General features: G+C 70.3%; 23 protein-coding genes and 2 pseudogenes. 12 read left to right on the top strand and 13 right to left on the bottom strand.

Annotated elements, in window-relative coordinates:
- Positions 1–2: 2 nt before the first annotated feature.
- Positions 3–407, top strand: a complete 405-nt coding sequence (locus OG286_RS01115; protein WP_396325109.1) for a hypothetical protein — start codon at positions 3–5, stop codon at positions 405–407.
- Positions 408–930: 523 nt separating this feature from the next.
- On the opposite strand, the gene OG286_RS01110 is transcribed toward OG286_RS01115, so the two are convergent.
- A complete protein-coding gene (locus OG286_RS01110) occupies positions 931–1569 on the bottom strand; it encodes a hypothetical protein (protein WP_405364600.1) in 639 nt (212 codons plus the stop codon).
- A gap of 167 nt (positions 1570–1736) precedes the next feature.
- On the opposite strand from OG286_RS01110, the gene OG286_RS01105 reads away from it, so the two are divergent.
- Positions 1737–2534, top strand: a complete 798-nt coding sequence (locus OG286_RS01105) for a class I SAM-dependent methyltransferase (RefSeq protein ID WP_405364598.1) — start codon at positions 1737–1739, stop codon at positions 2532–2534.
- 133 nt (positions 2535–2667) lie between these two features.
- Here the strand turns inward: OG286_RS01105 and OG286_RS01100 are convergent, their stop codons facing one another.
- The 3 genes and pseudogenes from OG286_RS01100 to OG286_RS01090 all read right to left on the bottom strand — a co-directional run.
- Positions 2668–3843 carry a cytochrome P450 gene (locus OG286_RS01100; RefSeq protein ID WP_405363490.1) on the bottom strand — a complete coding sequence of 392 codons (1176 nt, stop codon included), beginning with the start codon at positions 3841–3843 and terminating at the stop codon, positions 2668–2670.
- A gap of 274 nt (positions 3844–4117) precedes the next feature.
- Positions 4118–5056 (bottom strand): sigma-70 family RNA polymerase sigma factor, encoded by a 939-nt coding sequence (locus OG286_RS01095; RefSeq protein WP_405363492.1) that lies wholly within the window; start codon positions 5054–5056, stop codon positions 4118–4120.
- 10 nt (positions 5057–5066) lie between these two features.
- A pseudogene (locus OG286_RS01090) lies at positions 5067–5489 on the bottom strand (oxidoreductase); the annotation flags it as partial.
- On the opposite strand from OG286_RS01090, the gene OG286_RS01085 reads away from it, so the two are divergent.
- Positions 5457–5681: an SAM-dependent methyltransferase gene (locus OG286_RS01085; RefSeq protein WP_405366029.1), complete on the top strand. Its 225-nt coding sequence runs from the start codon at positions 5457–5459 to the stop codon at positions 5679–5681. The pseudogene OG286_RS01090 and the gene OG286_RS01085 overlap by 33 nt on opposite strands.
- A 202-nt stretch (positions 5682–5883) precedes the next feature.
- A complete protein-coding gene (locus tag OG286_RS01080; RefSeq protein WP_396325114.1) occupies positions 5884–7497 on the top strand; it encodes a peptide chain release factor 3 in 1614 nt (537 codons plus the stop codon).
- 249 nt (positions 7498–7746) lie between these two features.
- Here the strand turns inward: OG286_RS01080 and OG286_RS01075 are convergent, their stop codons facing one another.
- Complete coding sequence (locus tag OG286_RS01075) at positions 7747–8091, bottom strand: hypothetical protein (RefSeq protein ID WP_396325115.1); 345 nt, start codon at positions 8089–8091, stop codon at positions 7747–7749.
- Between the two features lie 562 nt (positions 8092–8653).
- Positions 8654–9757 carry a serine hydrolase domain-containing protein gene (locus OG286_RS01070; protein ID WP_405364596.1) on the bottom strand — a complete coding sequence of 368 codons (1104 nt, stop codon included), beginning with the start codon at positions 9755–9757 and terminating at the stop codon, positions 8654–8656.
- Positions 9758–10300: 543 nt separating this feature from the next.
- Here OG286_RS01070 and OG286_RS01065 point away from each other — a divergent pair.
- Positions 10301–10510, top strand: coding sequence for a peptidoglycan-binding protein (locus tag OG286_RS01065; RefSeq protein ID WP_405366028.1), 210 nt, complete (start codon positions 10301–10303; stop codon positions 10508–10510).
- Between the two features lie 309 nt (positions 10511–10819).
- Here OG286_RS01065 and OG286_RS01060 read toward each other — a convergent pair whose 3' ends face one another.
- Complete coding sequence (locus tag OG286_RS01060) at positions 10820–11281, bottom strand: DUF6098 family protein (protein ID WP_396325118.1); 462 nt, start codon at positions 11279–11281, stop codon at positions 10820–10822.
- A 90-nt stretch (positions 11282–11371) separates the two neighbouring features.
- A pseudogene (locus OG286_RS01055) lies at positions 11372–11789 on the bottom strand (CBS domain-containing protein).
- 757 nt (positions 11790–12546) lie between these two features.
- Between OG286_RS01055 and OG286_RS01050 the strand changes: the two are divergent.
- Complete coding sequence (locus OG286_RS01050) at positions 12547–12768, top strand: hypothetical protein (RefSeq protein WP_405363499.1); 222 nt, start codon at positions 12547–12549, stop codon at positions 12766–12768.
- Between the two features lie 24 nt (positions 12769–12792).
- On the opposite strand, the gene OG286_RS01045 is transcribed toward OG286_RS01050, so the two are convergent.
- Genes OG286_RS01045 through OG286_RS01035 form a run of 3 tightly spaced genes read right to left on the bottom strand, consistent with a single transcriptional unit; the run spans position 12793 to position 15097 of the window.
- Positions 12793–13584: an alpha/beta fold hydrolase gene (locus tag OG286_RS01045; protein ID WP_396325119.1), complete on the bottom strand. Its 792-nt coding sequence runs from the start codon at positions 13582–13584 to the stop codon at positions 12793–12795.
- A 57-nt stretch (positions 13585–13641) separates the two neighbouring features.
- Positions 13642–14478: an alpha/beta fold hydrolase gene (locus OG286_RS01040; RefSeq protein WP_405363501.1), complete on the bottom strand. Its 837-nt coding sequence runs from the start codon at positions 14476–14478 to the stop codon at positions 13642–13644.
- Between the two features lie 52 nt (positions 14479–14530).
- A complete protein-coding gene (locus OG286_RS01035; RefSeq protein ID WP_396325121.1) occupies positions 14531–15097 on the bottom strand; it encodes an NAD(P)H-binding protein in 567 nt (188 codons plus the stop codon).
- 122 nt (positions 15098–15219) lie between these two features.
- Here OG286_RS01035 and OG286_RS01030 point away from each other — a divergent pair, with 122 nt between their 5' ends.
- From OG286_RS01030 to OG286_RS01015, 4 genes are all read left to right on the top strand, one after another.
- Positions 15220–16179, top strand: coding sequence for a helix-turn-helix domain-containing protein (locus tag OG286_RS01030; RefSeq protein WP_396325122.1), 960 nt, complete (start codon positions 15220–15222; stop codon positions 16177–16179).
- A gap of 189 nt (positions 16180–16368) precedes the next feature.
- The gene (locus OG286_RS01025; RefSeq protein ID WP_396325123.1) at positions 16369–16629 is read left to right on the top strand and encodes a hypothetical protein; all 261 of its coding nucleotides are present in this window, start codon (positions 16369–16371) and stop codon (positions 16627–16629) included.
- Between the two features lie 699 nt (positions 16630–17328).
- Complete coding sequence (locus OG286_RS01020; protein ID WP_405363504.1) at positions 17329–17514, top strand: hypothetical protein; 186 nt, start codon at positions 17329–17331, stop codon at positions 17512–17514.
- 164 nt (positions 17515–17678) lie between these two features.
- Positions 17679–18518 (top strand): hypothetical protein, encoded by an 840-nt coding sequence (locus OG286_RS01015; RefSeq protein ID WP_405363506.1) that lies wholly within the window; start codon positions 17679–17681, stop codon positions 18516–18518.
- A 207-nt stretch (positions 18519–18725) separates the two neighbouring features.
- On the opposite strand, the gene OG286_RS01010 is transcribed toward OG286_RS01015, so the two are convergent.
- On the bottom strand, positions 18726–19295 hold the full coding sequence (locus OG286_RS01010; RefSeq protein ID WP_405363508.1) for a DUF4328 domain-containing protein: 570 nt from the start codon (positions 19293–19295) through the stop codon (positions 18726–18728).
- 573 nt (positions 19296–19868) lie between these two features.
- On the opposite strand from OG286_RS01010, the gene OG286_RS01005 reads away from it, so the two are divergent.
- Both OG286_RS01005 and OG286_RS01000 read left to right on the top strand, forming a co-directional pair.
- The gene (locus tag OG286_RS01005; protein WP_405363510.1) at positions 19869–19991 is read left to right on the top strand and encodes a hypothetical protein; all 123 of its coding nucleotides are present in this window, start codon (positions 19869–19871) and stop codon (positions 19989–19991) included.
- 582 nt (positions 19992–20573) lie between these two features.
- Positions 20574–21356 (top strand): IS5 family transposase, encoded by a 783-nt coding sequence (locus OG286_RS01000; protein ID WP_396326183.1) that lies wholly within the window; start codon positions 20574–20576, stop codon positions 21354–21356.
- Here the strand turns inward: OG286_RS01000 and OG286_RS00995 are convergent.
- The gene (locus OG286_RS00995; RefSeq protein ID WP_405363512.1) at positions 21322–21483 is read right to left on the bottom strand and encodes a hypothetical protein; all 162 of its coding nucleotides are present in this window, start codon (positions 21481–21483) and stop codon (positions 21322–21324) included. The two genes, OG286_RS01000 and OG286_RS00995, sit on opposite strands and share 35 nt — an antisense overlap.
- Positions 21484–22099 lie beyond the last annotated feature (616 nt).

Raw genomic sequence — 22099 nt, 5'->3', positions numbered from 1 at the left:
CCATGGATGACACCGCGAGCAGGGGGGCACGAGCCGCCGCGTCGCGCCTGGCGGACCACCGCCCCGGTCTACCGGACCACGTGGAGGCGGCGCTGCATCACACCGTCGCCGGCCGCACCGGCCAGTACGGGGACCCCGTCGCTCTCGCCTCCCTCGTCGTGAGCGTCGCCGCCCTCGCGTGGGGCGTGTACAACGACCTGAAGACCCGTACGCCCGCGCCCCGGGCCGAGGTGGTGCAACGACACGTCCGAGTCCGCCTGAGCCAGACCGACCAACCCGCCCCGGGCCTCAGCGGCACCGAACTGGAGCAGGTCATACACATCACGGTCACCGAGGTCCTGAACGCCGCGTCCGTCTCTTCGGCGGAGGACGACCAACCGTCGCACCAGGAGGGTGAGCAGGGCTGACGATCCCGCCAGGGGCGCGGAGCAGGGCCGGGTGGGACGGCGGCGTTGGAACTCTGCGTGGAAGCGTCATACCGGCTCAGCAGGTCGGCCGTGTGGCGGGGTGCATCCTCCATGGGACGCACCGCAACGGTCGTCGTACCTGGAGTCACACGCCGCGTGTCAACCGCGTCCATCGGCCGGATCGGACTGTGCACAGACGATGCCGAGTTCCCTTCGATCGGCCACTGTTCGGCTTGGTCGGCCGGCTGGTCGGGGCAGCGATGGGGGCCGTTCGGCCCTGCTTCCGGGCGGCGGCGAGAGGGTCGTGGGAGTTGGCCTGCAGGGCGAGCGAGGGAGTTCGACCGGATGGCCCCGGGCGATGGGCGGAGGCTCCGTGCCGGGCGTTTGTCGACGGTCGGGCCGAGAGGCTGGAAGGTCTGTGAGACCGGAAGGCGACCTCCATCACCTGATCCGGACAATGCCGGCGAAGGGAGCCCACCTTGCAGGTTTCCGTCTGCCCGCGCGGCACTGCTGCGAGGCGCGATCAGTGACGAGGGGCGGCGGAGCGGCCGACGGGCCCGGCAGACGGCCGTGCGGTGCGCAGCTTCGTCATGCCTGCCGCCACGTGTGCCGTCTTGACGCTTCCGCTGAAGAGCAGGATGAACCTGCCCGTAGCGGCGGTGCCGCGCGTGGGCGCGTTGGAGCGGCGGAGAGCCGTAGCCCTGGGACACGTGGCAGGGGCCTGGCACTTCTCCAGGCCCCTGCCACTTCGGTCATGGCTGACCTGTGGCGTGCGGGGGGCTCCCCGGCCACACTTCGAACGCCTGCGAAATCCCTGCCGTCGGTCCAGCGCGGAAAGGGCGCGGATCAGCGCCTCGACCTTGACCACGGCATCGGCTCGACCGCTGAGCTCCACTTTCACCGGGTCGGCGCCGGCATCCGCGAGGGCGACCGGCTGTGCGGCGGCCTCTTCGATCGGCGCGGACGTGTCCACCTGCCAGCGGGTGCGGACCACCTGGTCGGCGGGCGAGACATAGTCCCCTGCCGTGCTGGGACCGGGGACAGCGATCAGCCTGTACGACTGTCCCACTGTGTCGGCGACCACGTTCCCCAGCGGTGGCGCACCGGAGATCGACATGTGCACCATGGCGCTCGGTTCCCGTGAGCCACTGGTACTGGTCATCGCTCTCCGCCGAGGTCGGCTCCTCTCCCAGGGTCTGCCAGTGCGAGGACTCCCGCATCTGGTCGGCAGGGGAGTCCCGCTCGTGTTCGCGGACGCCGGCGGCTCGGCCCGACTCGGAGGCGGCACCGCGCGTCCTGTCGGAACCCATAAGAAACCGCTGAGCGTCCATGGCGAACAGAGACGGAGTAGTTATGAACCCGGCCGCACGGTCTCATGGCGCCCACGGCGCGGAGGACATCGCGAGCGCGAAAGAACGAGGCTGGCGCGACCTGGCACCCATCGACGACGCCTACCAAGCGGGGAAGATCACGACTGCGGAGTGGCATGCCGCCGTCCTGAACGTCATCGAACCGGCCTACCTGAACGGCGACAACCCTCGGGCCCAGTCGGGCCACAGCGGCGACGAGACACGCTGGCGAGAGGCCCGCTGCCTGCTTGTCGACCTCCTCCCGCCCAACGGCGGCACGTTCCTCGATATCGGATGCGCCAACGGACACCTCATGGAGAGCCTGACCGTCTGGGCGGCCGAAGCGGGGATCACCATCGAACCCTACGGGGTGGAGATCTCGGCCGCTCTCGCCGACCTTGCCCGTACCCGCTGTCCGCAGTGGGCAGATCGGATCTGGAACGCCAACGCGATGGGCTGGCAGCCCCCGCACCGCTTCGACGTCGTCCGTACTGGCCTGGACTACGTACCGGGGGACCTGCGCGGCACGTACGTGGCCCATCTGCTGAACCACGTCGTCGCCCCGGGGGGCCGCCTGATCATCGGCGTCTACAACGAGGAACGACACCAGACCACCACGCAGGACCTGCTGCGATCCTGCGGCTACATCCCGGTCGGCACCACCAGGGCAGACCACCGGCACCCCGAGATGCAGTACAAGGGGTTGTGGCTGGCCAACACCCGAAGCTCCCAGGCGGTCGCCGCCGCGGACGGCTCCGGAGGATCCGACGCGGATTGAGTCGCCTGAGGCCGCTGCCTCGACGTCCAACGTCAGCCGACCTTCGCCGAGCACCTCGACACCGAACACGCCCGGGCCGGCCAGGCCATCGGCCGGGACCCTTGGCCGGGCCGTTCGGCCGGTACCGGGATCGTCACGGTACGACTGGCAGAGCCTCCAGCCCTCGCATCAACCGCGTGCGTCGCCATCGCAGCTTGCCGTAGGCAACGCCGAGGCGGAGACCGGGAAACCGTGTGATGAGCCTATGGATCGCGATCTCGCCTTCGGCCCGTGCCAGTGGAGCCCCGAGACATCGATGGATGCCGTGTCCGAACGCGAGATGACCCCTCGCATCCCGGTTGAGGTCCAGCCGATCCGGCTCAGCGAAGCGCCCGGGGTCGCGGTTGGCAGCACCAGCCGAAATGAGGACGGGTGAGCCGGCAGGGATCTGGGCTCCGCCGATACTGATGGTCTCGGTCGCGAAGCGGAACGTGGCGATGCTCACCGGGGAGTCGAGCCGGAGCAGCTCATCGACGGTCGCCCCGACCAGGTGGGGCTGTTCGCACAGTTGGTGGAACAACTCCGGTGTGCGGAGCAACGCGAGGAGGCCGTTGCCGATCAGATTGGTCGTGGTCTCGTGGCCGGCCACCAGGAGGAGCACGGCGAGGGAGACGAGTTCGTCTTCGCTGAGCCGGTCCTGGCCATCGCGCGCACGGATCAAGTCGGTGAGAAGGCCATCATCGGGAGTACGGCGTCTGGCGTCGATGAGGTCGGCCAGGTAGCCGGCCACGGCATGCGAGGCAGAGTCGATGCGCTCGGGCTGCCCTGCCGCGAACAAGTCGTTCGACCAAGCGCGTACCTGGGCGCGGTCGGCCTCGGGCACCCCCAGCATCTGGCAGATCACGGTGACCGGCAGTGGAACGGCGAGGCTCTCCATGGCGTCGACTCGCTCGCCGGCTGTCCAGTTGTCCAGGTACTCGTCGACCACGCTCTCGATGTACGGACGCAGCTTCGCGATGGCGCCGGGCGTGAACGCCTTGGTGACGAGACCCCTGAGCCGGGTGTGCTGAGGCGGATCGGTGGCCAGCATGCTGTGGGAGACGGCGGGGTGCAGGTTCCGTCCGGTGTCCTTGCCGGCGAAGAAGCGCGCGGTGTCCTTGGACAGCCGCTGGTCCGTGAACGCCGCGCGGGCTTCCGCGTAGCCGGTCACGAGATACCGGGCAGGACCGTTTCCGGCGGGCACCGGCTGAACCGGGCCGAGGCTGCGCAGCGCCGCATAGGTCGGATACGGGTTCTGAAAGAACTCCGGGTCCTGCAGCGGGTTGGCCATGGTAGTCCTTACACCGTCTCGGGAGTCGGTGTCGTCAGCGGCACCGTCCGGACGACATCGTTCGTGAGGTACGCCCGAGCCACTGATCGTAGTCAGTCGGTCCGGCTCGCAGGTCTCCCGCACGATTGGTGGTGCCAGGAGCCGCAGTGGCCGGACCGGTCTGCGGCTCGGCCGTGGCATGCACTGCCCGTATGGCTTCTGGCAGGACGGCCGCCTCGATGACAGCCGCCCCTTCCGCCGCGCCGGCCAGGTTGTGCCGTTCCGGTGGCGCCGGTCACCACGCGTTGATGACCGGCGCGTCGGGTTCGTGGTGCTGCCAAGCCTCGTTGAGGCGCGCGATCCGGTCCGCGGCGGCGATGCCGCGCAGGGACGCGACCTTGCCGTCGCTGACTTCGAACGCCACGGCGCCCACGACCCGGTCGTCGACCACGGCGAGGACGGCCGGGGAGCCGTTGACCAGCGCGATGTGCATCGCGGGCGAGCCGCCGGCCAGCCGCCGCTTCGCCGGCGTGGGCTTGAAGCCGGCCCGCACGTAGGAAGCGACCCGCTCACGCGTCTGGTACCGCAGCAGCCGCCTGGCCAGTCCGGCGCCGTCCGAGACCGCCGTCACGTCGTCGGTGAGCAGCGCCACCAGCCGTTCGGTGCGCCCCGACGTGGCGGCGGCGAGGAACTCCTCGACGACCCGGCGCGCGGACGCGAGGTCCACCTCGTCGACGCCACGGCGCTCGGCGGCGACCCGGCGTCGGGCCCGGTGGACATGCTGCTGGCTCGCGGACTCGGTGATGTCGAGGATCCCGGCGATCTCGGCGTGGGGGTACGAGAAGGCCTCGCGCAGGACGTAAGCGGCCCGCTCGACCGGCGAGAGGCGCTCCATGAGGGTCAGTACGGCCAAGGTCACCGACTCGCGCTGCTCGAGGGTATCGGCGGGGCCGAGCATGGGGTCGCCCTCGAGGAGCGGCTCGGGCAGCCAGTCTCCGGCCGCTCGCTCGTGGCGCGCCTGGGCCGAGCGGAGCCGGTCGAGGCAGAGATTGGTGACGACCTTGGTCAGCCACGCTTCCGGCACCTCGATGCGATCCCGGTTCGCGGCCTGCCAGCGCAGGAACGTGTCCTGCACGGCGTCCTCGGCGTCGGCGGCCGAACCGAGCAGACGGTACGCGAGCGAGGCCAGCCGGCCCCGGCTGGCCTCGAACCGATCGATGGCTGCGCTGTCCATGCGGAGCAGCCTATGCGGCGACCCTCGCACCGGTCCGGTCAGGCTCGGTGGCCAGGCGGCGCTTGCGCTTCGGCATGCCGAAGGTCGGGTGGGCGATGCTCCACCCGGCCCCCTTGAGCACGCCCGACTTGAGCCGCGCGGCGGTCCGGCCGCCCAGGTACCAGGACGTCGACCGGACGTCCCCGTTCACCATCTGGAAGATCGCGTCCCGCCGCCCGAGGCTGATGTGGTTGCCGTAGTACTTCAGCCGAGTGGTCGGGACCTCACTGCCCGTCAGGCGCGCGATGATCGCCGCGGTCGCCTGCATGGTGGTGAAGCCGGCGGAGGCGCAGGACATCGGCAGAGGCCGGCCGTTCTCGCCGATCGCGTAGGCGCAGTCACCGGCGGCGTAGACGTCCGGGTGCGAGACCGAGCGCATGGTGCGGTCGACGACGTTCGGATCTACAGCGGTGCGAGCTCGCCGCTTGTCCTGCGGGCGCGGGCCGAGGTGGAGGAGTTCCTCGGCGACTTCGAGCTGGCCGATCCCGCACTGGTGCAGCTGCCGCTGTGGTGGCCGCAGGGGCAGTTGCACCAAGGCTCGCAGGAGGCGGCTCCGGCATACGCGGGAGCCGGGGTCAAGCGGTGACGTGAACCCCCGGTCCCGTCTCGCGTCGAGCAGCGAGGCATGAGGTGGGTGCCAGGCGGTCTTCCTCCGGGGTGCAACCGGGCAGGTTGGGGAAACTCCGTCGGGCTGGCTAGAATCGCTGTTCGGCCTGTGGAATCACGAGGCTCGGTACAGCAGGTACGGAGGCGTCACCGGCCTGACACCTCCCGCACCCGAGGAACACGTGAGCAGCGAACAGTCCATCCCCGTCCTCCAGGTCCTCAACGAGGCCGGTCGTCGCCGGACCTTCGCCGTGATCAGCCACCCGGACGCCGGCAAGTCCACCCTCACGGAAGCCCTGGCCCTGCACGCGCGGGCGATCACCTCGGCCGGCGCGGTCCACGCCAAGGGCGGGCGGCGTGGCGTGACCAGCGACTGGATGGAGCTGGAACGCGAGCGCGGTATCTCGGTGACCTCGGCGGCCCTCCAGTTCGACCACCGCGGCCATGTGATGAACCTGGTCGACACCCCAGGTCACGCCGACTTCTCCGAGGACACCTACCGGGTGCTGGCGGCCGTCGACTGCGCGATCATGCTCGTCGACGCGGCCAAGGGCCTGGAGGAGCAGACCCGCAAGCTCTTCGCGGTCTGCCGCCACCGCGGCGTCCCGGTGATCACCTTCATCAACAAGTGGGACCGCCGGGGCCGCGATGCGCTCACCCTGCTCGAGGACATTGAGACCCACCTGGGGATCACTCCGGTGCCGGTGGTCTGGCCGGTCGGAGTCGCCGGCAACCTGCGCGGTCTGGTCGAGGCCGAGGACACCGAGCAGATGCTCCGCTACACCAAGGTGCCCGCCGGCACGCACGCCGCCCTCGAGGAGAAGCTCACCGCCGAGCAGGCCGCCGAGCAGGAGGGCGAGGCGTGGGAGACCGCGCTGGAGGAACTGGAGCTGGTGCTCTCCTCCGGTCCCGGCTACGACCAGCAGGCGTTCGAGGAGGGCAAGATCAGCCCGGTCTTCTTCGGTGCGGCGCTGACGAACATCGGTGTGAAGCTCCTGCTGGACGCCGTGGTCGACCTGGCCCCGTCGCCCGGGCCGCGTCCGCTGGCCAACGGTGGAGTCCGTGAGGTCGGCGAGGAGTTCTCGGGTCTCGTGTTCAAGATCCAGGCGAACATGGACCCGGCGCACCGCGACCGGATCGCGTTCATCCGGGTCTGCTCCGGCGTCTTCGAGCGCGGCATGAACGTGACCCGGGCGGCCAGCGGCCGCTCCCTGACTACGAAGTACGCGCACACCGTGTTCGGCGCCGAGCGCACGGTCGTCGACAAGGCGTACCCCGGCGACGTGGTCGGCCTGATCAACGCGAGCGCGCTGCGCGTCGGCGACACCCTGTACGCGGGCAGGAAGGCGGAGTTCCCCGGACTGCCGGCCTTCGCCCCCGAGTACTTCGCGGTGGCCCGTCCGAAGGACATCAGCCGCTCCAAGCAGTTCCGTAGGGGCGTCTCGCAGCTGGACGAGGAAGGCGTCGTCCAGGTGCTGGTCTCCGACCGACGTGGTGACCAGGCGCCGGTGATGGCGGCGGTCGGCCCGATGCAGTTCGATGTCGTCCTGCACCGGATGGAGCATGAGTTCTCCTCCCCGGTCACCCTCGACCACCTCCCGTACCGTCTTGCCCGCCTCACCGACGCCGCCGGCGCCGACGCGCTGGCCAAGGACCGTCTCACCAACGCCGAGGTCTTCACTCGCCGCTCGGACGACGTCCTGTTGGCCGTCTTCGCCGACAAGTGGCACCTGAACTCCTTCCAGCGCGCCAAGCCGGACATCCTGCTCCAGCCGCTGATCGCCACTGCGGACTGACCGGCAGTCAGCCAGCCGCAAACCGTTCCCACCCGCTCGCGTGTCGACGAGCTGACTCGGCGCCATCACGGAGCCCTCGTCGCCACGGCTTCCTACCGGGCGATCCCGTGCGTGCTGTCGGGCCCGTGTTGTCCTACGTTCGGTGGCTGGTACTCGAACCCGCCGCTGGTGTCCTCCTCGGGGCCACCCGGAGCCTGCATGACGCCGTCGAGGGTACGCTCAGACCCCAGACGACCTGGCACTCGGTCATCAGTGCCGCCCCAGGGCGGTGAGTGCCACGTCGTCTGAGAGTCCTGCAGGTCGGGTAGGGTGCCAGAGTGTTCCGCCGATCTGGAGTGGCGCGACGGCGAGCTGGTCGTTCACCTCCGCACCGGTGGCATCCATCAGCTGACGCTGGACGCGGAAGCGGTGATCATGACGCCGAGCGTCTTCGTCGACCGGGCCCTGTTCTGTGCCGGGGAGCCGCCCGGTGTGCCGGCCCCACGCACTGCGCTGATCGTCTATCCCGCGGCGCAGGTCGACTGTCTCCCGTCGGTGCAGGATCATCCGCTGATCGGTGCGATGCGGCTGAAGCTCCTGGCCGAGCTGAGCCAACCGCGTTCCACGGCGGAGCTCGCCCAGCGCCTCTATCTGAGGGGGAGCAGCGCCCGGTACTCATTAATCGGCCCGGGGTGTGACAGGGGGAGGATCGGGAGAGCCCCGGCGGGCCAGGCAACGGGTGGCCGGGCGCGGCCCACCAGGCATCGGCGCCACCGCTGACCCCAATGGCTACGCCCGTCACAGGGGGTGGGATGCCCCGGTCCCGGTGTTCGGATGGTCCGTCAGCGCCGTCGCCTTCACCAGGGGTCAGTTCACTGTCTGGTACGCGGGCGCGCCGAGACCCGAACGCGCAGCGGCCTGTGGCGCCCCGCCAGGTAAGTGACAATCGGTCACCCTGCTCGGCGTTCTCCGCGGATTCTCCGGCCTTCCGACAGCGGACCGTAGCGAACGGGTCGTCCCGTTCAGCCCGGCGATCGGCGCCGACGCCGCAGTCATCGATGCTCCTCGTGGTCGCTCCCGACGTGGGGAACGAGCTGTCGGACTGCGCGGCCGGTGGGCCCGACCTCACGTCGGGCCCACCGGCCGTTTCTGTCGCGCAGGAGGTGCCCGGTGTGCTTCAGCCGCACAGGGCCCGGTCGACGACGTCCTTGACGTGCTGCGTGGCCGCCTCGTCCGTCGGGATGCTGGTCAGCGCGACGTTGGCGGCGCGGCCGTCGTCGGTGACTCCGCCGCGGGTCTCGAATCCCGCGATGTCGCCGCCGTGCCCCCAGTAGACACCGCCGCACGAGAGCGGCCTGCTGGTGAGTCCCAGCCCGTAGCGGAGGCCGGAGGTCCCGGCAGGGACGGTGGTACGCATCTCGGCGAGCTGGGCCGCCGGGAGGAGGCGGCCGGCGAGGAGCGCGGCGAAGAACCGGTTGAGGTCGGAGTTGGTGGCTATCAGCTGACCTGCGGCCCAGCCCGCGGAGGGGTCGATCTCCGTGAAGTCGCGCAGCGGTCCGTCTTCCGGGTTCCGGTGGTAACCGTGGGGGTGGGGCTCTCGGATGGTCATGTCGCCGGGGGCGGGGAAGTAGGTGTGGCGCAGCCCGATGCGTTGGATGATGCGCCGGTCGATCTCCTCGGCCAGGGGCCGGCCGGTGACCTTCTGGATGATCAGGCCGGCCAGGAGGTAGTTCGTGTTGCTGTACGCCCACGTCGTCCCGGGCGCGGCGCCGGCCTTGTCCTGGAGGGCGAGGTCGAGGAGTTCGCGAGGCTCGTAGTAGCGGTGCTTGAGGTCGTCGTCATCGATGTGGAGGCCGTAGTCGGGGAGTCCGCTGGTGTGCTGGAGGAGCTGGCGGACGGTGATGCCGCGGCCGTCGATCTCGTACCCGCGGACGAGGCCCGGAAGGTAGGTGTCGACCATGGCGTCGAGGCCGATCTTTCCCTCGCCGACCAGTTGCAGCACGACCACCGCGGTGAACGCCTTGGTGTTGCTGCCGATCCGGACCTGTCCGTCCTTGGGCACCGCCGAGCCGGTGGTCAGGTCGCCCACGCCCGCGGTGTAGGTACGGGTGCGGCCGTCGCGGCCCACGACGCTCGCCAGCGCAGCCGGGATGCCGTCGTCACGCACCAATGCGGTCAGGCCCTGCTGGACGGTGTCCAGCCTGGCTGCGGCGGACGCGGCGGGCGGCGCCAGGGTGCCCGTCGCCATGATGCCGACGGCAACGGCGGCTGTGGCGGCCAAGGTTCCTCGCCGGCCGCCCGGCTGCCGCCGGAGGGAACGAGGCCTTCGGCATTCCTGCTCGTGCATGAGTCAACTCCTGGGGAATCCAGCGGTATCGGCCGAGCACCGACGGGGGCCGGCCGTTCGGCCGACGCGGCCGGGGACCGTGCCGGACGTGCCACCGGCCGCCGGTCGACTGCTCAGGGCACGATCCTGGCTCGCGGGATCGCGAACGCGCATCGCGGGATCGCGGGAGAAGGCACTCCCTCGATCGGGGGAGGCCGCTGGTGGGGTTCCCCGGCCATCCCGATTCGTGGCCGGCCGGTCGGCCGCACCCTGCCGACGACCCGCCGGTCAGGTCTGATGATCAGTCGTATTCCTAATTTTGGGGTTTCCTTGAGCATTACCTCCATGCAGCGACGCGGTGCGTTCCTGATGGCGACCGCCGCTCTTCTCACCGTCGGCGCGCTGGGCGGTACCGCCCAGGCCGTCCCCAACTCCGGCTCCCTGTAGGTCGGTTACGGCAAGAGCAACAAGTACGCCAGCGTCAAGTGTGTTCAGCAGATATCCAACTCGCTGCACTACCAGACCGGTTATCACGAGGTGGCAGTGGACGGCTCGTTCGGCTCCGACACCTACGGGGCGATCGTGGCCATTCAGAGGTGGGCGAGCCTGCAGCAGGACGGCATCGTCGGCCCGCAGACCGGCGACGTCATGGTGGAGGCCACCAAGGACTACTTCGGCTGCTACCCCTACCTGCCCACCCTCAAGTGACGCCCGGCGCCCGGCACCGGTAGCCGCGGGATGTCGGTGGGCCCAGCCAGCATGCGGGGCCCACCGTGGACCGGCCCCTGGAACGCGTTCCCGACCGGCGTCGACCGCGTCGGGACCGTCCATGACCCGGCCGGTCGGCCGGCTGGGCGGGCGGCTCCGGACCGTCCCGGCACGGACCCGCCCGGTGGGGGCGCCGTCCCACCGGTCCCCACGCCCTTGCCGAGCCGGGCGGAGAACCGCACGGGCGGTCCTCCGGCCCGACGACCCACCCCGGCCAAGGCCCTGCCCCGCCTCCCGGACCTGCCGGTGTCACGCCCCGTCGGTGCGACGCAGCGGCCCCCAGGCGCCGGGCTGGTGGGTGATCTCGTACTCGGCTTCGGCGATGACGCCCTCACCGACCCGGGCCAATGGGCGGACGTCGGTGAGGAGCGGCTCGTTGTCGAGCCCGCGGCCCGCCTCGCTGCCGGTGAGGATCCAGGGGCGGACGCCGGGTGCCTTGTCGCGCCGCAGGTGGCAGTAGTCGTACAGGCGGCGGGCGACCCACAGGCGCAGCGGACGGTCCTGCCACCAGTCTTCGACGGTGAGCGGGGTGACGGACAGGCCGGGCAGCGGAACGCCGGTGAGGTCGTCCAGGCTGCCGCTCTCGTCGGCGAGGTCGGTGCCGGGCCCACGGGACCAGCGCACGTACAGCTGCTCGCCGGGGTGGGCGCGCAGAAGGTTGGCGAGGGCGTCGAGGGTCGTGATGTCGGGGCCGGGGAAGGGCGTCGTCATGGTGTGGAACCACTACGTCGGGCGCCGCGCTGCGCCGGCCCGGTGCCCGCCCGCGCGACGGGGCGGGCGGGCCGACGGGCGCGGCGTGGGTCAGTCGGTGGAGATGGCCTCGAGGAGGTCTCCGACCTTGGCGTCGGGAAGGGCTCGGGCGACGTCGGCGAGGGCGACGATCCCGACCAGGCGGTGGCCGTCGATAACGGGCAGACGACGAACCCGGTGGGAGCCCATGGTGCGCAGAATCTCCGCCGCTTCGTCGTCGGCGCCGATGGTGACGGCCTCGCTCTGGGCGAGGTCACCGGCCTTCACCTCGGCGGGATCCTTCCCCGCGCCGAGGACCTTGACGACGACTGTCGCGGTCGGTGAGGACGCCCTTGAGCCTGTCGTCGGTGCCGCAGATGGGCAGCGCCCCGACGCCGAGCTCGGTCATCTTCTTCGTGGCCTCCAGGACGGATTCCTGCTCGCCGATGCATTCGGCGCCCTCGGTCATGATCTCGCGTGCGGTGGTCATCGTGATCTTCTCCTTCCGCTGGTACGGCTACGCGGGACGCCGTTCGTCGGTGGGTCCTGCGTGGCGCGCGGCTCGTGAGGACCGGGCCGAGCCGAGGCGGCACCGGTCCGTCCGGGTTCCTTCTCCCAGCTCGGCTGCCCAGAGCGACGCGGGCCACGCGTGTCCCCTCCGCCGCAACCCGGCCAATGACCTCCTGCCCGGGCAGCGTGCCGGCGGGCGCTGTACGGCAGCGGGTGACCGGCGCGCAGCGCGCCACCGCCCGCACAGACGCGGCGGGCACCACCTCCTTCGGCTATAACGCGGCCGTTCAGGTCACCAGCGCGACCGACCCGCTGACCGGTGCCACGGTCGGCTACGACTCCGACACGGCCGGCCGCCTCACCACCGAGCGCTACGGCACCGGCGGCGGCACCCGCAGCTACGGCTACGACAACCTCGGCCGACTGCGCGACGACACCATCAAGAACCCGAGCGGGACGACTGTCGCCTCGATCGGCTACGGCTACGACCTCAACAGCCGCATGACCAGCAAGGCCACCACCGGCACCGCGGGGGCCGCCACCAACCAGTACGGCTACGGCCGGGCGGCTCACCTCCTGGAACAACGGCACCACCGCCACCGCGTACACCTGGGACGCGGCCGGCAACCGGACCTCCGCCGGCGGTGTGACCTCGAGCTTCGACGAGCGCAACGCCCAGTCGCGGCCTCGGTCACCGGGACGGCGCCGCTGCCCACCCCGGCGAGCAGCTCCAGCAGGTGGTCGCGCGCGGACGCGGTGCGGACCGGATCCGGCCGCTGTTGGACGACGGCGACGTCGCTGTCGTCGCTCACGGTCATCCGGCTTGCGTGCTCACTGTGCGCCGGCTCGGCCTCGACGCCTTCGCCGGCCGGCTGCTCGGCCATCCACATCCGGGCACTCTCGGCTTCCTGGGCGCCGAACACGGGCAGCCGGTCATCTCGGCATGGAACCTCCCGTAGCAGCACGAGCACGACGAGGACGGTTCAGATCCTCGCGAGGAACTCCCGGACCGCGGTGGCGAAGCCCTCGGGGTCGGCCTGCTGGACGAAGTGGTCGGTATCCAGGGAGCGGTAGTACGTGGTGGGGCGCCTGGCGCACATGGCCCGGGCCTGCTCGGCGGGCAGGACCTGGCTGCGCAGCCCGTGAATCAGGAGCGCCGGGCAGTCAGTGGCGAGCCACTGCTTCCAATGGTCGCCGTGGACGAGGTTCTCGGAGTCGACGGTGTCCTGCGGGTGGAAGGGCAGCCTCCAGCCGGCGCCGCCGGGCAGCGGGCGCAGCATGGGGCCGAGGACGGAGGCCAGGGGTCCGCAGGAGGCGGCCAACTCCTCGCGGGTGGCTGCGGTGTAAGGGAAGTCGAGGACGAAGGCGAGCGAGCTGGTCCCACGGTCGGGGAGGTCGACGGCGGTGTCGACGCAAATCAGAGCCTCGACCCGGGCCGGGCGTTCGGCGGCCAGGTGGAAGGCGTTGACCGCGCCGAGGGAGTGGCCCAGGAGGACCGCGCGGTCGATGCCGAGGTGGTCGAGCAGGGTGAGGAGGTCGGCGACGTAGCCGGCGCGGGTGTATTCGGGGGCGCGGCCTGAGTCTCCGTGGCCGCGCTGGTCGGGGGCGATCATTCGCCACTCGGGCCCGAGGGCGGCAGCGAGGTCGGTGAAGGACGCCCCTTCGGAGAGGTGGCCGTGCAAAGCCACCAGCGGGCGGCCGGTGCCGCCGAAGTCGAGGTACGACAGCGTGCGGCCGTCGATGGTCAGGGTCGCACGGGCGGGCTGGACTGTCATGGCGGTGGAACTCCTTCGGTTCGGGGTGTCTGGGCGGCGGTCCTGGGGTCCGGGCCGTCAGGCACGGCCGCGGACGAAGGCGCGCAGGTCGTCGTTGAGGCGATCCGCGTGGGTCGCGAACAGTCCGTGGCCCGCGTACTCGTACACCTGGAGTTCCGCCCCCGGGATCAGGTCCGCCGCGCGGCGGCCCGTGAGGGCCAGGGGCGCGGAGGCATCGCCCGATCCGTGGATGACGAGGACCGGGCAGTCGATCTTCACCAGCTCCGGGACGAGGTTGAGGGAGGGCAGGATCTCCCCCAGGGCGGTGGCGGCGCGCGCCGTCGCCCCGTGGCAGCGGTCCACCATGGAGGCCACGTACGCGTCCGACACCTGCGGGCCGGGCAGCTGGCGGGCGAAGAAGGCGTTGGCGCCGTCGGCGAAGAACTTCGCGCGGTCCTGCCGGAAGGTCTCGTTGAAACCGCGGATCAGCTCCGGGTCCAGCCCCTGCGGGTGGTCCGTGGAGCGGGCTGGCCCCGGGGCGACTGCGCCGACGAGGGCCGCGCGCGCCACCCGGTCGGTGCCGCGCAGGGTCAGGTACCGGACTACCTCGACCGCGCCGATCGAGTGCCCGACCAAGGTGACGTCGCGCAGGTCCAAGTGATCGAGCAGTGAGCCGAGATCCCGGGCGAGGGTGTCGAGGTCGAAGCCGCCCCAGACGTCCTCGGACCTGCCGTGTCCCCTGCGGTCGAATCCCACGCACCGGAAGCCTTCGGCGGCCAGCGGCAGCATCTGGTACTCCCACATCTCGGTACCGAAGTACGAGCCGCTGACGAAGACGATGACGGGGCCGTCGCAGGGGCCGTAGTCCACGAAGTGGAGGCGGGCGCGGTCGGTGGCGGACTCGAAGTAGGGCATGGCGGTGTTCCTTGAGTGAGTGACTGTCACGGGCTTTTCGGTAGGGCAGTTGTCACTGATGCAGTTCCAGAGCGATCTGCGGCGACAGCGCGCGCAGGAAGTCGTCGGCGAAGAACATTCGGCCCGCGGAGGCGACGCCGACCGCGTGGATGTGGCCGCCGAGGACGCGGTCGAGGGCTTCCACGACGAGGGGCGCGGTGATGGCGTAAATGTCCTGCCCGCGCGCGACGGCGCGTCGTTCGGTGTCGCCCGAGCGCACGACGGCGTCGATGACGAAGGTCTGGTCGGACCGGCCGCTCTCGTCGGCGGCGGTGGGCGCGGGTGTGTGGGGCGACACGACGTCGCGGGCGGCCTCGATGACGGGGGCCGTCGTGGACGCGAACGGCCCGGCGCAGTTGATCACGGCCGACGTACCGGCCAGGGCGCGGTCGAGTGAGGCCGGGTCGTCGGCCGACGCCACCCGGGCGTCCAGGCCGGCCTCGTGCCCCATCGCCTTCAGCTTGTCGGCGTCACGGCCGGACAGCACGGGGACGTATCCGCGCTCGAGCAGCTCCGCCACGACGAACCGTCCGGTGTGCCCGTACGCACCGAAAACCGCCACCTGCCGGCCAGACCCCATGAGTTGCTCCCTGTACTCGGCTGATCCGCGGTTGCTCCGCCGTGATCCGGTACGGACATCCTGACGAGGAGACAGCACCCGCCGTGAGCGTCCGGAACGACACGCGTCGTACACTTTCGGACATGCATACCGTCGCTCTGGCCGTCACCGACGGCATGCTGCATTACGAACTGTCCATGGCGATCGAGGTGTTCGGCTCGGACCTGACCCACCTCGTGAACCCCTGGTACGGCTTCGCCCTCTGCGGACCGGGCGCCGTGCGGATCGGCCGCTTCCGCCTGGAGATGGACCACGGACTCGACCACCTTCCGCACGCCGACACCGTGATCGTCCCCGGCTGGGCCGACACGGACGTGGACCCGCCCGCAGAACTTCTCGACGCGGTCCGCGCGGCCCACGCGGCGGGCGCCCGCGTGGTCTCCCTTTGCACCGGGGCATTCGTCCTGGCTGCCGCCGGCCTGCTGGACGGCAGACGCGCCACCACGCACTGGGCGCATACCGGCGAGCTCGCCCGACGCCACCCCGACGTCACGGTGGACCCGGACGTCCTCTACGTCGACAACGGCGACGTGCTCACCTCCGCCGGCAAGGCCGCCGCCATGGACCTGTGCCTGCACCTCGTCCGCACCGACCACGGCTCGGCGAACGCCAACAAGATCGCCCGCCGGCTGGTCGTGCCACCACACCGCGACGGCGGGCAGGCCCAGTTCATCTCCACCCCGGTTCCCGCCCCCGGCAACCACCCCCTCGCCGAACTCTTCCCCTGGGTCCTCCAACGCCTGGACGAGCCGCTCACCGTGGAAGTCCTGGCCCGGCAGGCACGGATGAGCTCGCGCCACCTGGGCCGCCACTTCAAATCACTCACCGGAACGACGCCTCTGCAGTGGCTCCACACCCAGCGCATCCGCCACGCCCAGGAACTCCTGGAGACCACCGACGACACCATCGACACCATCGCCATCGCCACCGGCATGGGCACCTCCACCACCCTGCGCCGCCATTTCCACCGCACCGTGGGGGTCCCCCCGGACACCTACCGCCGCACCTTCCGCTCCCACAACCACCCCACACCCGGCCCCTGACCTGACAACGGCAGGTGACGCCACACCTCTGACGGACTGGCTCGACCAGCCAATACTCCAGTGTGACTTCGCGATCTAGGCGCTGGAGGGGGCGGAGAGCCGCTGCCGGTAGTGGCAGCGACATGCCGATGGTTCTTGGACGCTGAACCCGCAGGTCAGCCGCTCCCAGATCCGCCCGGCAGAGTCAGGTTGACATCCGGAAAGGCCCAGCTGGGCATGCACCCCGGCCGGGTGGTCGTGGAGGTCGACGGTCCCCAGCACTACGCGGGTATCAAGGCAGTCGACAACACCGTGCGCGGCGACCGCGAGTTGAAGCTCCGCGGGTACGACCTCTGGCGGGTCATCACGAGCGAACTACGTCGACAGCCGATCCCCACCTTCGTGGAGCCGTTCTTCACGAACATCTTCAAGTACTACGGCCTGGACGTGCCCCCGGCAGTCACCGGCTGAGGCACACGTAGGGCCGTCCAAGTGCACTGCGCGAAGAACGCGGTCGGTCCCCAGAGGATTCGGGGACCGACCGCGTTCTGCACGATCAACGCCCATCCGCAGCCCTTCCTGCCCGGCGGCCGACGCAAGGTGCGTCCGGACGGCGTGTGGCAAGCCCCGGAGATCAGGGTGCCGGTGCTGATGGTCGAGGTCGACCGCTTCACCATGGCCCCGCCCCGGGTTCTGGGGGTCTGTCCAGCGAACGGCTCTGTCGCACATCCGGTGGTAGCAGAGCGTTGCCACTTTCACTTTCGGTGATACCACCAGGTCGGCGGGGCGTTCTGGGAGGAGTACTCACCGGGCGGCATGCGGATGCCCGGGGTGGACGGCCCCGTTTCGACAGGCGCCGAACCCCGCTCCGGCACCGCCACACAAGCCCCTGTTCTGCGGAGTTCCGGCAGCCGGCCTCGTCGAGGCCGAGGTGACACCCCGATACCACCGGATGTGGGCCAGAGCCGTTCGCTGGACAGACCCCCTGGAACTGAGCATCGTCCCGACGTCATATACAACCGGCACACGGATGCCTGGGTGAACATCGGCCTGACCTCGTGCTCATCGTGCTCGGACCCATTGCCGACGCCGGGAGTCCGCTAACGTGGCCGGACCGGACTCGACTGAAAAGGAGGAATGCATCCAGCAGTGCGATCTCTCATCGGACTGATGCCACCGCACGACGGCTCCGGTGACATCGTCGACTGGGATTCGGTGGAGGAGACACTCGGCGTCCCGCTGCCGAGCGACTTCCGGGACTTCGTCGCCGTCTACGGTGCGGGTTCGATCGACGACCAGGTGGAGATCGCCTCACTTGAGGCCGGGGAGTCCGACCGTGTGGACTCCCGACCATGACACTGCGTGCGTCCGGCGAGCGGTGGATCGAGGAGACCAGATCCGGGTACCCGCTCTGGCCGGAGCCGGGATCCCTCATCGGCTGGGGCAGGCTGAAGAGCTACGGGCAGACGTACGGATTCCTCTACTGGCGGTCGGCAGGGCCCGATCCGGACCGATGGCCGGTGGTGGTCTGGAAGCGCGGCGGTGGGGGATTCGTCGAACATCCCCACGGCATGGCGGAGTTCCTAGTTCGCACCCTCCAGGAAGCGGGTTCACTGCCCCTGGACCGACGCGACGTGTTCGGCGCCCCCCACTCCAGGTCCTTCCATCAGCGGGAAGAGGAGCGGCTGAACACCGAGGGCATCGATCCTTGGGAGTACCTGGACGACCTGCACGAGGAACTGGACGACCCGGCCAACGACATCGCCGTCGAGATCACGAGCCCGAGCGGGGAAAGCACCGCCTACCGGCGCGATGAGGTCCCACCCGAGTTGGCGGCACACCTGGCGCGACGGAGCGAACGCTGGACGGCGGCCGTCGATAGCGACTCCACAGCGTCCCAGCCGGCGATGCCGGCAGCCGAGGTCCCGCAACTGGCGTTCCTCGGCATCGGCCTCCGTGACGGAACCCTTTCCATCACAGCCTCGATCGCCCTGGGTTCGCCGGATTGCGGGCCGCTGCTGCTCTCCACACCGCTTCGTCTGTCCGTGCTGGCCTCCGGCCCACAGGGGGAGGAGATCTCGGCCGCGGAGGTACCCATCGTGCCCGTCGGCACCCTGGCCACATCGGGCCACATCGAGATCACGAAGGACCACCCGTACACCTTCTCGGTGAGCGTGCCGGCTTCCGGGCCGTTCTGGGATCGTAACCGGCAGCCGCTGGAACGGGAGACTTCCTTCGACGGTGCCTCGGTGGTCGTCAGCCTCACCGACAAGGGCGTCGGCGCCGTCCGTGCGGTGGCTGGAGTTGCCGCGCCTCCAGGTTCAGAGAACACCCTCGCCTCCTGGCCTCCTGGAGCGTGATCATTCTCAGCGGGTAGAGGCGAATGCGCTGTTGCGTCAGGGCCTCGGCGAGATTGGATTTGACCGGCTTGTCCGGCTCGGCGGTGCAGGTCGTCCAGGCGTGAAGCAGGCGCGGTTCCCAAGATCATGGAGTTTTCTACGCTCTGCGAGCCCGCTGGAATGCCGTGCCGCCGGACGTCCCGGGCCATGGGCGTCCGCGCGTGCGGACTATGGGCTGAGGTGCCGGGCCTGTGCGGCGGTAATCTCCCGAACCGTCAGGACCAGGAGGACGGCGGACAGCACATTGAAGGGAAGGAGGCAGGGGGCGGTCATGAGTCCCGAGGTGATTCCCGAGAGGCCCATGGCCAAGGCGACGGGGATCTTGGCCAGGCGTGTCCACCACCAGCCCTCGACCAACCACGCTCGTCCGCCGAGCCCGCTTGCCCGGCGGACGTCGAGGCTGACCCGGCGCGGGATCCACCACATGGCCACCGGTATGAACCACCCGCCTACCGCGAAGCCCGGGGAGTAGCGGTGGGCGTCCGGTGCGAGGACTTGCGCGTTGAGTCGACAGCGGCGCAGCCAGCAGACCATGACGACGCCGGAGATCAACATGAAGAGCACCAGTAGCGGTGTGGCCCGCGCGAGATACCCCTCCGTTCCGCCAGTGGCCGTGACCGCCAGCAGTAGTGCCACCTCCCCGCCGACGGCGACTTGCAGACCGGCTGCCAGCTCACGTGGATCCCTCAGAACCAGAACAGCTGACGCGTCCGCAATGCCGACAGTCTCAGGCTGCACAGCGACTCCCAATTCTTAGTTCCGAGAGGTGGCGCGGCGTCCACCACACGGACGCGAGGAGCAACCTAGTGGCGGCGTGATCATCACGTCCACCGGCGGCGGCCAGCTCCCTACGCGCTCGGCGACCTGGAGCGCGAGCTCACCGTGCTCGCGGCGAAAGCAGCCCCTACCGCACCTGGTGCGAGCTCCCGGCGAAGGGCGCCACCAAGGCCGCGTCCGAGAAGGCGCTCGCCCGTGGGGGAGAGCGCACCCACGACCTGCGGATCGCGGACCGGAACGCCGATGCCGGCGACGAGAGCGCCGTCGTCCGGGCTACGGTCATCTTCCAGGAGTGGCAGCGCATCCGCGGCGAGACTGCCACCACCGGGCACGAAACCTACGACCCGGACCGCGACCTCGTCCTCCGGCGGGCCCAGTGCGCAGAGGGGATCCCGCCAGGACGTCGCTGACCGCGCCGCCGGGGCCGCCCGCCAGGCCCGGCAGACCGCCGACGTCGCGCACCGTCGCCTCGCTGGCCCCGCCGAGGGGCTCTGGGCGATCGCCTCGGCAGAGCCCGCCGACCGCGAGGCTCTGGTGCCGGCCGTCTACCGGGCCTTCGCCGGTCAGCTGGACGGCACCAACGTGGCTCGCTGGCACGAGGAACTGGAGAGCCGGTTCGAGGAGCGCGAGCAACGGCGGCAGGGTGAGGCGGGGTGAGGGATCGGGTTCGTTCTCGTGAGCATCCGGTTCAGGTGTTGCCTCCCGAACCGCTGTCGAAACGCCGCTCTGCGACATGAACAGAGCCACCCGTGCGGGCCGTCGCTGCCGTCCTGGTGGCTGAGGCCGCGTTCGCTCGCTAACCCGGACACCCGGCCCCGACCGGGGACCGCGACGACGCCCTGCTCCAACGCTGTGACTGTTCGCGATAGATGACACCAGCTGTCCCGTCGCAAAGGATCTGGTCTCCGAGACCGGCTCTGACCTGGATCGACCAGATCAAGTGAGACGCGGAGGCATTGAAAATCTCACTAGCCGTTGCTCTATCGATCTTGGTGATCGTGAGTTCGAGTCTGCCGACTCGGTCGGGTGATCTTCTGGTCGGCGGGGCATGAAAGTGGGGCCTCCCGCACAGCTCGTGGGTGTCGAATCCAGCCGAGCAACAGGAGGCCCCTGGTGCCGCAGTCTTCCGTCTCCGTGACGTTGCCGTCCAACTCCGCACCCCTGTCGTGTGATTGCCTCGCTCACCGGTTCGGGAATGCCGGGGACCGGCCGCACAGGCGTCCGAGGTACCCCTCGGACATGACCGACGCGGAGTGGGCAGTCGTGCGCGACGCGATGCCCGTGCCCGCCTGGCTGGAGGGAAGGGGCGGGCAGCCGGAGGGCTACTGCCACCGGCAGCTGGTCGACGCGGTGCGCTACCTGGTTGCGGGCGGCATCGCCTGGAGGGCGGTGCCCGCGGACTTCCCCGCATGGGACCGCGTCTACGCCTTCTTCCGGCGCTGGCGGGACAAGGGCCTGGTCGCGGAGTTCCACGACCGGCTGCGCGACCGGGTCCGCGAGGCGGCTGGCCGTGATCCGGAGCCGACCGCCGGGATCATCGACGCGCAGTCGGTGAAAGGGGCCGCGTCGGTGCCGGCTGCCAGCCGGGGGTTCGACGGCGGGAAGAAGGTGAACGGCCGCAAGAGGCACATCGTGGTGGACACCGTCGGGCTGCTGCTGGCCGTGATGGTCACCGCCGCATCCGTCACCGACCGCGAGGCCGGCCGGACGCTGCTGGAGCGGCTGCGTGAGCGGCACTGGCGCATCTCGCTGGTGTGGGCCGACGGCGGCTACACCGGACGCCTGGTCGACCTCGCCCGCGATGTCCTGCGGATCGCGCTGACAGTGGTCAGACGCACCGACGACGCCGCGGGCTTCGTGGTGCTGCCGAAAAGGTGGCTGGTGGAACGAACGTTCGCATGGCTGATGCACTCACGCCGCCTGGTCCGCGACTACGAGACCCGCACCGACACCTCCGAGGCGATGATCCGGTGGTCGATGAGCATGGTCATGAGCCGCCGGCTCGCCCGGCGAGCACGCTGAACATCCCCGGGTGTTCCTCGGCCAGCCAGCCCCGCGCGGCCAGTCGCTTCGCCTTCGACCGCACTCCCTCCACCTTCGCCGTGACCACCTCCAGACCCAAGGCCGCCGCGAGCTGCCGACAGTCCATCTCCTCCCCCTCCCCGCCAGGACCTCCACGAGCCGCTGGTAGTCCGGCGCCAGCGCACCCGGATCGAGACCTTCCCTCCAGGCGGGACCACCGATCCAGGCGCCGCCCCGGCGACCCGCGCAGGCCGTTCACCGGCCACCCCGGCCGGCGGCGCCTCCTCGCCCACAGGAGGCTCTGCCAGGACTTCCGCCACCGTCTGACGGGCAATCACGAACCGCTCCCACGCGGCTTCCGCCTCCTGAAGCTCGGCCTGCAGGACCTCCACCCGTTGCCGGGCGGCACGCTCGCGCTCCTCCAGCAGCCCCATCACCGACGGCATCCGGCACCTCCACCGAAGAGACGACACGACACCGCGTCTCTGCCACCGAGGCACCCGCACTATGCCTGACCAGCGGAAACGCACCCGTCACTATCGGTTCGACAACGGCTTCTAATTCCTTATTAGCGGGCTGTGGGAAGCAGAGCAGTTGCCGCCACCCTGGCCCGCAGGGGTGGTGTGGTGAGCGGGCCAGGGAGACACCTGCATACGACCCGGCCACAGAGGCCTTCTGTGAGATCGGTGCCACCCTGGCCCATCGCCACACGGCCGCCCGCCGTCGGCCGGGGCACCGAGCGG

The sequence above is a fragment of the Kitasatospora sp. NBC_00039 genome, assembly GCF_045160625.1.
GTDB lineage: Bacteria > Actinomycetota > Actinomycetes > Streptomycetales > Streptomycetaceae > Kitasatospora.
This window is presented reverse-complemented; position numbering and strand designations above follow the sequence as displayed.